At 72.9% G+C, this 11,360-nt stretch carries 12 protein-coding genes; 6 read left to right on the forward strand and 6 right to left on the reverse strand.

Annotation, left to right across the window (positions count from 1 at the left end; genetic code table 11):
* The coding region (gene dnaK, locus ACFXAZ_RS38215) for a molecular chaperone DnaK (protein ID WP_384601261.1) at positions 1-1,829 on the forward strand (1,829 nt) is incomplete at its 5' end.
* A gap of 83 nt (positions 1,830-1,912) precedes the next feature.
* Here dnaK and ACFXAZ_RS38220 read toward each other — a convergent pair.
* Positions 1,913-2,371: a nitrate reductase molybdenum cofactor assembly chaperone gene (locus ACFXAZ_RS38220; protein WP_384601264.1), complete on the reverse strand. Its 459-nt coding sequence runs from the start codon at positions 2,369-2,371 to the stop codon at positions 1,913-1,915.
* Between the two features lie 98 nt (positions 2,372-2,469).
* Positions 2,470-3,333, reverse strand: a complete 864-nt coding sequence (locus tag ACFXAZ_RS38225; RefSeq protein ID WP_384601267.1) for a helix-turn-helix domain-containing protein — start codon at positions 3,331-3,333, stop codon at positions 2,470-2,472.
* Positions 3,334-3,639: 306 nt separating this feature from the next.
* Between ACFXAZ_RS38225 and ACFXAZ_RS38230 the strand changes: the two genes are divergently transcribed.
* Entirely contained in the window at positions 3,640-4,065 is a 426-nt protein-coding gene (locus ACFXAZ_RS38230; protein WP_384601270.1) for a hypothetical protein, read from the forward strand.
* On the opposite strand, the gene ACFXAZ_RS38235 is transcribed toward ACFXAZ_RS38230, so the two are convergent.
* Positions 4,047-4,868, reverse strand: a complete 822-nt coding sequence (locus ACFXAZ_RS38235) for a helix-turn-helix domain-containing protein (RefSeq protein ID WP_384601273.1) — start codon at positions 4,866-4,868, stop codon at positions 4,047-4,049. The two genes, ACFXAZ_RS38230 and ACFXAZ_RS38235, sit on opposite strands and share 19 nt — an antisense overlap.
* A gap of 193 nt (positions 4,869-5,061) precedes the next feature.
* Between ACFXAZ_RS38235 and ACFXAZ_RS38240 the strand changes: the two genes are divergently transcribed.
* From ACFXAZ_RS38240 to ACFXAZ_RS38250, 3 genes are all read left to right on the forward strand, one after another.
* Positions 5,062-5,367 (forward strand): 4a-hydroxytetrahydrobiopterin dehydratase, encoded by a 306-nt coding sequence (locus ACFXAZ_RS38240; RefSeq protein WP_384601276.1) that lies wholly within the window; start codon positions 5,062-5,064, stop codon positions 5,365-5,367.
* Between the two features lie 7 nt (positions 5,368-5,374).
* A complete protein-coding gene (locus ACFXAZ_RS38245; protein WP_384601278.1) occupies positions 5,375-6,145 on the forward strand; it encodes a class I SAM-dependent methyltransferase in 771 nt (256 codons plus the stop codon).
* A 345-nt stretch (positions 6,146-6,490) separates the two neighbouring features.
* Positions 6,491-7,447 carry a class I SAM-dependent methyltransferase gene (locus ACFXAZ_RS38250; protein WP_384601281.1) on the forward strand — a complete coding sequence of 319 codons (957 nt, stop codon included), beginning with the start codon at positions 6,491-6,493 and terminating at the stop codon, positions 7,445-7,447.
* 63 nt (positions 7,448-7,510) lie between these two features.
* Here ACFXAZ_RS38250 and ACFXAZ_RS38255 read toward each other — a convergent pair whose 3' ends face one another.
* Positions 7,511-7,897, reverse strand: coding sequence for a hypothetical protein (locus ACFXAZ_RS38255; RefSeq protein ID WP_384601284.1), 387 nt, complete (start codon positions 7,895-7,897; stop codon positions 7,511-7,513).
* A 118-nt stretch (positions 7,898-8,015) separates the two neighbouring features.
* Here ACFXAZ_RS38255 and ACFXAZ_RS38260 point away from each other — a divergent pair, with 118 nt between their 5' ends.
* The gene (locus tag ACFXAZ_RS38260; protein ID WP_384601287.1) at positions 8,016-8,147 is read left to right on the forward strand and encodes a hypothetical protein; all 132 of its coding nucleotides are present in this window, start codon (positions 8,016-8,018) and stop codon (positions 8,145-8,147) included.
* A gap of 57 nt (positions 8,148-8,204) precedes the next feature.
* Here the strand turns inward: ACFXAZ_RS38260 and ACFXAZ_RS38265 are convergent, their stop codons facing one another.
* Positions 8,205-9,041 carry an aldo/keto reductase gene (locus tag ACFXAZ_RS38265; RefSeq protein ID WP_384601290.1) on the reverse strand — a complete coding sequence of 279 codons (837 nt, stop codon included), beginning with the start codon at positions 9,039-9,041 and terminating at the stop codon, positions 8,205-8,207.
* 199 nt (positions 9,042-9,240) lie between these two features.
* Positions 9,241-11,067 (reverse strand): AMP-dependent synthetase/ligase, encoded by a 1,827-nt coding sequence (locus ACFXAZ_RS38270; protein WP_384601293.1) that lies wholly within the window; start codon positions 11,065-11,067, stop codon positions 9,241-9,243.
* Positions 11,068-11,360 lie beyond the last annotated feature (293 nt).

An 11,360-nucleotide genomic window follows, 5' to 3' on the forward strand; every position in this document is an offset into this window, starting at 1 on the left:
CCGTCCTGGAGGGCGGTGAGCCGACGGTGGTCGCGAACGCGGAGGGCGCGCGGACCACGCCGTCCGTCGTGGCCTTCGCCAAGAACGGGGAAGTGCTGGTCGGCGAGGTCGCCAAGCGGCAGGCGGTCACCAACATCGACCGCACGGCCCGCTCGGTCAAGCGGCACATGGGCGACGCCGCCTGGCGCTTCCCCGACGAGGGCTCGATCGACGGCACCCGCTACCGGGCGCAGGAGCTGTCCGCACGGGTGCTCCAGAAGCTGAAGCGGGACGCCGAGGCCTACCTCGGGGAGGACGTCACGGACGCCGTGATCACCGTCCCCGCGTACTTCGACGACGCCCAGCGCCAGGCCACCAAGGAGGCCGGTGACATCGCGGGCCTGAAGGTGCTGCGGATCATCAACGAGCCCACCGCCGCCGCGCTGGCCTACGGCCTGGACCGGGGCGAGGAGCAGACGGTGCTGGTCTTCGACCTCGGCGGCGGCACCTTCGATGTCTCGCTGCTGGAGATCGGCGACGGGGTGATCGAGGTCAAGGCGACCAACGGCGACACCCTGCTGGGCGGCGACGACTGGGACCAGCGGGTGGTGGAGTACCTGGTCAAGCGGTTCAAGGGGCAGTACGGCATCGACCTCGGCAACGACAAGATGGCGCTCCAGCGGCTGCGCGAGGGCGCCGAGAAGGCGAAGATCGAGCTGTCCTCGTCGACCGAGACCTCGATCAACCTGCCGTACATCACGGCGTCCGCCGAAGGCCCGCTGCATCTGGAGGAGAAGCTCACCCGCGCCCAGTTCCAGGAGCTGACCGCCGACCTCCTCGACCGCTGTACGAAGCCTTTCCACCAGGCGGTGAAGGACGCCGGCATCGAACTGTCCAAGGTGGACCACGTCATCCTGGTCGGCGGCTCGACCCGGATGCCCGCCGTCACCGACCTGGTGAAGGAACTGACCGGCAAGGACCCGCACAAGGGCGTCAACCCCGACGAGGTGGTGGCCGTCGGCGCCGCGCTCCAGGCCGGTGTGATCCGCGGCGACGTCAAGGACGTCCTGCTGCTCGATGTCACCCCGCTGTCCCTCGGCATCGAGACCAAGGGCGGCATCATGACCAAGCTGATCGAGCGCAATACGACGATCCCGACCCGGCGCTCGGAGATCTTCACCACCGCCGCCGACAATCAGCCCTCCGTCGGCATCCAGGTCTACCAGGGCGAACGCGAGATCGCCGCGTACAACAAGAAGCTCGGCGTCTTCGACCTCACCGGGCTGCCGCCCGCCCCGCGCGGGGTGCCGCAGATCGAGGTCGCCTTCGACATCGACGCCAACGGGATCATGCATGTCTCCGCGAAGGATCTCGCGACCGGCCGCGAGCAGAAGATGACCGTCACCGGGGGCTCCGCCCTGCCCAAGGACGACATCGACCGGATGATGCGCGACGCCGAGCAGTACGCGGACGAGGACCGGCGGCGCCGGGAGACCGCGGAGACCCGCAACCAGGCCGAGCAGCTCGTGTATCAGACCGAGAACTTCCTCCGGGACAACGCGGAACGGGTCCCGGACGGCACCCGTGCCGAGGTGCGGGAGGCTGCGGACGAAGTGAAGGCGTTGTTGGAGAGCGACGATACGAGTGCTCTGCGCCTTGCGGTGGAGAAGTTGGCCGGGGTCAGTCAGCGGATGGGGCAGGCCATGTATGCGCAGGCCGACGCGCCTTCCTCCGGGGCGCCGTCTTCCGAGGCTCCGCCGTCCGGCTCCTCGGCTCCGCCGGGTGAGGAGGATGTGGTGGATGCCGAGATCGTTGATGAGGAGCGGGATTCCAAGGGTGGGGCCGCCTAGGCGCCGTTGTTCTCTGGGTTGTTCTGCGGGTGCGGGAGGGGGGTGGCTGGTCGCGCAGTTCCCCGCGCCCCTTGGGGCGTTGATCAGCCGGGGGTCGGTAGGGTTGCGCATACCGCCCTGAGTACCGCCGCGTAAGGGGTGCCTACCTCGGTGAGGCGGGTATGCAGGGCGTTCACGGCGTCCTGGTGGGTCAGGAGCAGGGCCGTGGTGCTGGTGCGGGACGTGAACTCCAGGATGGCCGGGAGGTAGTCGGGGGGCTGCTCGCCGGTGAGTTTCAGGCCGTGGGAGCGGTAGATGTCTTCGGACGGCGGCGGTGACATGCCGGGCCGTCGGCTCAGATACAGGCTCCGGTCGTGGGCGGCGTCGAAGACCCGGACGTAGTGCGCCGCCAGGTCCGGGGCGGGCGTCAGTGCCGCGTGGTCCACGAACTCCCGCAGCTGCGGGGCCGCCTCGCGCAGCAGCGGGATACGGGCGCGGAAGTCGTCGCCGGGGTACGTCAGGCACAGCGCGGCGGCCTGGTACAGCACGGCGTCCGAGGGCATCACGGCCCCTTGTCGGTCACATCGGCTCCCTCACTCGCCAGTGGTTCACCAACCTAGGGGCGAGCGGGGGAGCGCACCTGTTCATGGCGCCGTACGGGTCACTGCCGGGCGCGGTACGCCCGCAGGATCTCCTTGGTGCGCTGGGCCGACGCCGCGTGGGCCGTCAGATGGTCCAGCACCTCCAGATGCGCGGAGACCTCCTCGCGCGAGTCCAGATACAGGGCGCCGGTCAGATACTCCGTGAACACCATGTCCGGAAGCTCCGGCTCCGCGAACCGGAACAAGGAGAACGGCGCGTACGTCCCGGGATGCGGGCCCTTCGCGAACTCGGCGACCTGGAGGGTGATCCGCTCCGAGTCGGCGAACTCCAGCAGCCGGTCGATCTGGTCGATCATCACCTCGGGCCGCTCGGACACCGGGCGCAGCAGCACCGTCTCGTCCATGGTCACCCACAGATGCGGCGGATCCGGCTCCCGGAGCAGTTTCTGCCGGGTCATCCGCAGCGCCACATGCCGCTCGACCGTCTCCGGGCCGTCCTGGCCGATGGTGCCCGCCTCCAGCACGGCACGCGCGTAGTCCTCGGTCTGGAGCAGCCCCGGCATGAAGTGCGGCTCGTAGGACCGGATCATCCGGGCCGCGCCCTCCAGGCTGACATACAGACTGAACCAGTTCGGCAGCACATCGTGGAACCGCTGCCACCAGCCCGGCTCGTTCGCCTCCTCGGCCAGCGTCACGAACGCGCCGACCTCCTCCGCCGGAACGCCGTACGTCTCCAGCAGCACCTGGACGTACGGGATCCTCAGCGAGACCTCGGCCATCTCCATCCGGCGTACGGTCGCCGGTGCCACCCGAAGCACGCGGGCCGCCTGCTCACGTCGCAGACCGGCCGCTTCCCGCAGTTCCTGAAGCCGTTTGCCGAGCACCACCTGGCCGACGGTCGGCGCGGGCCGCCGCTCACTCACGCCACGCCTCCCCTTACGCGCCGAAAGAACCTGTGCAGTCTGTCATGCTCCGGTGGCCGAATCACCCGTGTGGCGGAAGTTGCTCGCCACCTTGTGCGATTCAAGGGGCTTTGCCGCAGGGGCTGTTGACCTTCGCGGCGGGCTGTTGACCTTCTCATGGTCCGCCCATTACCTCAGGCGTAATCGACCCCCGTCCGTGCGCGGGACATCGTGGGGGCACCGGGTTCCGGGGCGGCGCACTCCGCTCCGGGATCCGGGGATCGCGCCGCGCTCGCGGCCTCCCACCTCGACGAAGGGTGACCAGCCATGTCCGCCACCACACTCGCCGCGCTGGCCCGCACCTCCGAGCCGCACGCCATGCTGCGCCGGTTCCTCGCCCTCGACGCGCTCGTCACCGGCGCCAACGGAGTCGCCTACCTCGCCGCCTCCGGGCCGCTGGGCCGGTTCCTCGGGGTCGACTCGGGGCTGCTGCTCACGCTTGGCGCGATCCTGACGGCGTACGGCATGGCCGTGGGGGTGCTCGCCACCCGGGCCCGCCCGGGGGCGCTCCCGGTGCAGGCCGTCGTGGAGATCAATCTCGCCTGGACCGCGCTCAGCCTGCTGGCGCTGGCGCTGTGGCTGACGCCGAGCACCGCCGGAGCGGTGTGGACGGTCCTCCAGGCGCTCACCGTGGGCGGGTTCGCCGGCCTCCAGTACGCGGCGCTGCGCAGCCGTCAGGCCAGCAGCGAGTGAAGGTACTTGACCGTCGCCGGGTCGGCCGGGAGCAGCGTCTCGATGGCCAGCTCGGCGACCGTCACGTCCATCGGGGTGTTGAACGTCGAGATCGACGACACGAACGACAGGACGTGCCCGTCGTGCTCCAGCCGCATCGGCAGCGCGATGTAGGGCACGACCGGCCGCGGCCCGTCGCCGGGCGGCGCGTCCGGCACCGGGTACGCGGCCACCTCCTCGTACAGCTCCCGCAGCGCGGCCGAGCGGTGCAGCGCGATCTGGCCCCGCATCTGGGCGAGCAGATGGCCGCGCCACTCGGCGAGATTGCGGATGCGCGGGGCGAGTCCCTCCGGGTGCAGGGTGACCCGTACGACGTTGACCGGCGGCGTCAGCAGGTGCTCCGGGAGGCCCTCCAGGAGCATCGCGATCCCCCGGTTGGCCGCGACCACCGTGTACAGGGCGTCCACCACCAGCGCCGGATAGGGCTCGAAGCCCTGGATCAGCCGCTCGATGCCCTCCCGCAGGGTGGTCAGCCCCGGGTCGTCCAGCGGGGTCTCCGGGAACCCCGGGGCGTAACCGGCGGCGAGCAGGAGCGCGTTGCGCTCGCGCATCGGCACGTCCAGGTGCTCGGCGAGCCGCAGCACCATCTCCTCGCTCGGCCGGGAGCGGCCCGTTTCGATGAAGCTGATGTGCCGCGCCGAGGAGTCAGCCCGCAGCGCCAACTCCAGCTGACTCACCCGCCGCTCCACGCGCCAGGCCCGCAGCAACGGACCGATGCCCTGGCCGGAGGGGGTGGCGGGGGGTGCGGGGGTGCGAGAGGCCATGGGTACGACGGTAATCGAGGCGGGGGCGGGGGACGAGTGAAAATGCCGGGTGGCCGGGATCCGTCCGGATCCGGGCGCGCGAGCGCTCTGACCTGGGCCGAAGAGGGGCGGGTGTGGCACGCTGGAGGAGTGGTCCGGCGCTCGTGATGCGTCGTTCATGGACCGTCGTCCGTCGTATGGAGGGAGTGCGGTGATGACCGTGGAAGCGTTGTCGCAGGAGGAGATCGGGGAGCGGCTCGCCGGACTGCCGGGGTGGTCGCTCGACGGCGACCGGATCGGCCGTACCTTCCGGCTCGCCTCGCACCTCGCCGCCACCGCGCTGGTCGTGCACATCGCGCAGGTGCAGGAGGAGCTGAACCACCACTCCGACCTCACCCTCGGCTACAACACCGTGACCCTGTCGGTGCACACGCACAGCGCGGGCTCCAGAGTCACCGCGAAGGACTTCGACCTGGCCGCACGGGTCCAGGCGCTCGCGCCCGCCCACGACGCCAAGTGAGCCCGCGGTGCTGGACTACCGCGAGGAGGCCGCCCGCTACGACGCCCTGCGCGGCGGCGAGCCCAGGGCGGCGGCTGCCGCCGAGGGCGTCCTGAGCCTCGTACCGCCGCAGGCGCGCAGTCTGCTCGACGTGGCCTGCGGCACCGGCATCGTCACCCGGCGGCTGGCGGCCGGACGGGACGGGATGCGGGTGACCGGCGCCGACCTGACCCCCGAGATGGCCCGGTACGCCGCCGCCCGGCTGCCCGGCGCCGTCGTGCTCGCCGACAGCCGCCGACTGCCGTTCCGGGACGGCGAGTTCGACGCCGTGTCCAGTGTGTGGCTGCTGCATCTGCTGGGGAGCGAGCGGGATGCCGCCGCCGTCGTCGCCGAGTGCGCCCGGGTGCTGCGGCCCGGCGGGGTCTTTGTCACGACCGTCGACAAGGGCGCCTCCCACAACGTGGGCAGTGACATCGATGCCATCCTTGCCTCCCGGCCCCGGAGCCCGGCCGTCGACGCGTCCGCCGCGGTGGCGGAGTACGCGGCCGGGCACGGGCTGCTGCCCGCGGGGCGGACCCGGTTTCCCGGGCGGGGCCAGGGGCGCAGTCCGCGGCGGGCGGTCACCGATCTGCGCCGCGGCTGGTTCGTCACGCTGCCGCCGGGGGATCCCCGTGCCGACGAGTACGCCGATCGGCTCGCCGCCCTGCCAGAGCAGGACCGCCCGCGCCCCGAACCCTGGTTCACCCTGCGGGCGTTCCGGAAGCCGGCCGTCGTGGCTCAGAGGTCCTCCGGCTCCTAGGGCCTACTTCGTCGGGCGGTAGGGCGAACGCGTGGCGCCTCACCGGCGGGTTCGGCGCCGCCACGGACGGGCCGTCGGTCGGCGCTCCCGGTGCACCGGCGTCTTCCACGTGCTCGGATCGTCCGGGGCGCGCGCCTGCGCTTCCGGCGCATCAGCCGGGGCGGTCCGGGGCGGGAGGGCGTCCCCGGTCGGCACCAACCCGTCCCCGAAGGGGCGTCTTCCCGGCCTCGCGGGCCCGGGCACATCCGACCGCACTCCACCGCGCACCTTGCCGTTCCGGCAAGAGGAGTTGCTTGTTCGGGCCTCGCGGAGCACCCTTGCGGCAACCGGAGGAGAGGCTGACCCATGGCTCACGACGACCGCCGCGGCCACCACGACCACGACCACGGCCCTGGTCACGGGCATGACCCCGACCATGACCCTGGCCACGGGCACGGGCACGGGCACGGGCACGACCACGCCGATGTCGACTGGGCCGAGATGGCCCCGCTGCTGGAGGCCCAGGCGGAGCTGTTCGCGCCGCTGAACGAGCGGGCGCTGGCCTGGCTGGGCAAGCGGCAGACCGCGCCGGGCCTGATCGTCGACGCGGGCAGCGGTCCCGGCGTCGTCGCCTGCCAGTTCGCCGAGACCTTCCCCGGCGCCCGGGTCGTCGCGGTCGACAGCGCCGGGCCGCTGCTGGAGCGGGCACTCGCGCGGGCCCGGCGGCTGGGCGTCGCCGACCGGTTCGGCACGCTCACGGGAGACCTCCCGGGCGTGCTCGGCGAACTCGACTACCCCGTGGACCTGCTCTGGGCCAGCCGCAGCCTGCACCACCTCGGCGACCAGCGCGCGGCGCTCGCCGCGTTCGCCGGGCACCTCGCGCCCGGCGGCACCCTCGCCCTGATGGAGGGCGGTCTCCCCATCCGCTTCCTGCCGCGTGACCTCGGCATCGGACGCCCCGGCCTCCAGGCCCGGCTCGACGCGCTGCACGAGGAGCAGTTCGCCGACATGCGCTCGGCGCTCCCCGGTTCCGTCGCCGAGGCCGAGGACTGGCCCGCCCTGCTCACCGCCGCCGGACTGAAGCCCACCGGCACCCGCAGCTTCCTCCTCGACCTGCCCGCCCCGGTGCCCGACCGCGCCCGCGCCTACGTCGCCGCCGCCCTCACCCGCCTGCGCGACGGCCTCGCCGACCAGCTCACCCCGGCCGACCGCGACACCCTCGACCGCCTCCTCGACCCGGACGACAAGGCGAGCGTCCACCATCGCCCGGATCTGTTCGTGCTGGCGGCTCATACGGTGCACACGGCGTCCAGGGTTCTGTAGGGGCTGTAGGAGCTTGGGGAGGCACCCCACGGGCCCCGGCCCCGCCCGGCCTGGTGGGTCGGCTCAGCAGTGCCCCGGCCGCGCGTACAGCACGATCCGCGCGGCCGGGAACCGCCACGTCCGGCACTCCTCGAAGGCCGTGTCCAGAACCTCCCGCTTGGCCGCCTCCTGAGCCGTCCGGTCCAGCGGCTGTCCCGCGGGGTCGCCCACGGCCAGGATGCGGGGCGTCGCCAGCATGCGGGCGCGGATGGTGTCCGCGTCCGCCTCGACGCCGTACAGCGTGCGCGAGGCGGCCGGGGATCCGGCCAGCGCGAGATCGCGCAGCCCGCCGACGGAGGCCGGGTCCGCCAGCGACCACACCCGCCGCCGCCCCGGCAGATACACCACCCCGTCGGCGTCCCGCCCGGCCGCGCGGACCGTCTCGGCGATCACCGCCGAAGGCGATCTCATCGACCTCGCCACCTCGATCTCCCGGCCGGCCGACGGCTCGGTGCGCGTGGGGGAGACGGCCTCCCCTCCCCGGGACGGCCCGGTCCGTGCCCTGCGCTTCGACGGTGACGGCCGGCCAATGGTCGACACGCCCCACCTCACCGACCGGGCACGGGAGCTGACGCCCGACCGGGCCGCCGACCGGCTGTGCACCCCCGCCGAGGGCGGACCGGACGAGTCCGGGGGTGGGCCGTCGTACGGGTGCGGGTGACCCCGGGGCCGGGACCGGGGCCGTCGGTCCCCGGGGTGCGCCGCCGCGGCGATGTGCTCAGCCCGCGCTGAACGTCGACGGGTCCGGGCCCAGCCGCCGGTCCTCGTTGAGCGCGCTGATCGCCGCCAGATCCTCCGTGTCCAGGGCGAAGTCGAACACGTCGATGTTCTCCTTGATCCGGGACGGGGTGACGGACTTGGGGATCACGACCGTGCCGAGCTGGACGTGCCAGCGGAGCACGATCTGGGCCGGGGTGCGGTTGTGCTTCTGGCCGATGGCCACGATCGCCGGGACCTCAAGGAGCCCCTTGCCCTGGCCCAGCGGCGACCAGGCCTCCGTGGCGATGCCCTGCTCCGCGTGGTACTCGCGGGCCGCGTGCTGCTGGAGATGGGGGTGCAGCTCGATCTGGTCGACGGCCGGGATGACCGACGTCTCGCCGATCAGCCGCTCCAGGTGCGCGGGCTCGAAGTTGGACACGCCGATCGCCCGGACCCGGCCGTCGGCGTACAGCTTCTCGAACGCCTTGTACGTGTCCACGTACCGGTCCCGGGCGGGCGCCGGCCAGTGGATCAGATACAGGTCCAGATGGTCCAGGCCCAGCTTGGCCAGGGAGGTGTCGAACGCGCGGAGGGTGGCGTCGTACCCCTGGTCGCTGTTCCAGACCTTGGTGGTGACGAAGAGTTCCTCGCGCGGGACGCCGGAGGCGGCGAGCGCCCGGCCGGTGCCCTCTTCGTTGCCGTAGATCGCGGCTGTGTCGATGCTGCGGTACCCGGCCTCCAGCGCGGTGGCGACGGCCTGCTCCGCCTCCGCGTCGGGCACCTGCCAGACGCCGAAGCCGAGCTGGGGCATCTCGACCCCGTTGTTGAGGATGATCGGGGGGACCTTGCTGCTCACGCGCTCTCGATCCTTCGGTGTCGTCGACGGACGGTCGTCGGGTGGTCGTGGGGGGAGGTGTCCGGCAGTGGCCGTGCGGCCATGCGTTTGTCGGGTGGTATCCCATCGTCAACGATCACAGGCCGTTCCGCATTCCTGACGTCGTAAACCGGCCGCGCGGGCATGGACCTATGACCGAACGTGTCCCCGTCCGGGGCGTTCACGACCGGTACAGCGCCGCCACCTCGTCCGCGTACGCCCGCTCGATCGCCTCGCGCCTCAGCTTCCCGGACGGGGTGAGCAGGCCCTGTGCCCCGGTGAACGGCCGGGCGAGGATCCGGAACGTACGGATCGCCCCGGCCTGCGGGACCAAGGCGCTCGCGGCCACCACCGCCCGCCGCACCTCCGCCTCCAGATCGGCGTCGCGCACCAGGTCGGCCGGGGACAGCGCGGGCTTGCCGCGCAGCAGGCGCCAGTGCTCGACGGCCTCGGCGTCGAGGGTGATCAGCGCGGCGACGAACGGACGGCCGTCGCCGACCACCAGGCACTGGCTGATCAGCGGATGGTCCCGGACCCGCTCCTCCAGCGGGCCCGGCGAGACGCTCTCGCCGCCGGAGGTCACCAGGATCTCCGCCTTGCGGCCGGTGAGGGTCAGATATCCGTCGTCGTCCAGTGCGCCGAGGTCACCGGTGGCCAGCCAGCCGTCGTACAGGGTCTCGTCGGTGGCCTCCGGGTTGTTCAGATAGCCCTTGAAGACGTTGTCGCCGCGCAGCCAGATCTCGCCGTCGTCGGCGAGGTGCACGGTGACCCCGGGCAGGGGGCGGCCGACCGAGCCGTGACGGGTGCGGCCGGGCGGGTTGGCGGTGGCGGCGCCGGTCGTCTCGGTCAGCCCGTACCCCTCGTGGATCTGAATGCCGGCGCCCGCGAAGAACAGGCCCAGCCCGCGGTCCATGGCCGATCCGCCGGACAGGGCGTGGCGCAGCCGTCCGCCCAGCGCCGCCCGCACCTTGGCGTAGACGAGCCTGTCGTGGACCTGGTGCCGCATCCGCAGCGCCGCCGACGGGCCCGGCCCGGTGCCCCGGGCGCGTGCCTCCTCCGCTTCGGCGTGGCGCACGGCGACCTCGACCGCCTTCTCGAACGGGCCCTCCCTGCCCTCCCGCTCCGCCGTGCGGCGGGCCGAGTGGAACACCTGCTCGAAGAGGGACGGCACGGCCAGGACGAACGTCGGCCGGAAGGCGGCCAGTTCGGGCAGCAGGGCGGCGGCGCCGGGCTGCGTCCGGTGCCCGAGGCGCACCCCGTGCCGGACCGCCGCGACCTGCGCCGTCCGGCCGAAGACATGCGCGAGCGGCAGGAACAGCAGGGTCGCGGCCTCGTCGCCCGCGCGGGAGCGGAACACCGGTTCCCAGTGCGCGGTGAGGGTGTCCGCCTGGTACATGAAGTTGCCGTGGGTCAGGACGCAGCCCTTGGGGCGTCCGGTGGTGCCCGAGGTGTAGACGACGGTGGCGATGGAGTCGGGGGTGACGGCCCGGCGGTGCCGGTGCACCACCGTGTCGTCCATGGCCGCGCCCGCCTCGCGCAGCTCCCGTAACGCGCCCGCGTCGAGCTGCCACAGCCGGCGCAGTCGCGGCAGCCGCTCGATGACGGTGGCCAGCGTCATCGCCTGGTCCTCGTGCTCCACCACGGCCGCGCTGACCCCGGCGTCGTGCAGGACCCAGTGGCACTCCTCGGCGGACGACGTCGGATACACGGGCACCACCTGGGCGCCGATGGTCCACAGGGCGTAGTCGAAAAGGGTCCACTCGTAACGGGTACGGGACATCAGGGCGACCCGGTCGCCGAACCGCACGCCCTGCGACAGCAGCCCCTTGGCGAGCGCGAGGACCTCGTCGCGGAACTCGGCGGCGGTCACCTCCCGCCACCGCCCGGCGTCGTCCCGCCGGCTCAGCGAGCGGTGCCGGGGGTCGTCCCGGGCGCGCTCGAAGACCACGTCGGCCAGACCGCCCACCAGCGGCGCCGACCCGAGCGGAGGATTGGTGAACTCGCGCAAAACCCGCTCCCGGTCGCTGTGTCGCCGCACGCAGGCCGTGAAAGCTACCGGACCGGCGAGTCGCCCGGCCGTGGTCTCCACCGAATCTGTACGACTGGATCACCGGCCGTTCGGGGCCCTGGGAACGGGGTGCCTCACCGGCGGCGCGGGACCGCCGAGGAGGGGGCACCCCGTTCCCGGGGCTGGGGGGCGCGGGGCCCCCCCCCCCGGCCGGCCGGCCCCGCCCGGGCCGCCGGCCCACCCCCCCCCCCCCGGGCGGCAGGCCCGCCCCCGCACCCGCCCCCCCCCCCCCC

The organism is Streptomyces sp. NPDC059477 (genome assembly GCF_042749375.1).
In the GTDB taxonomy this organism is placed as follows: Bacteria; Actinomycetota; Actinomycetes; order Streptomycetales; family Streptomycetaceae; genus Streptomyces.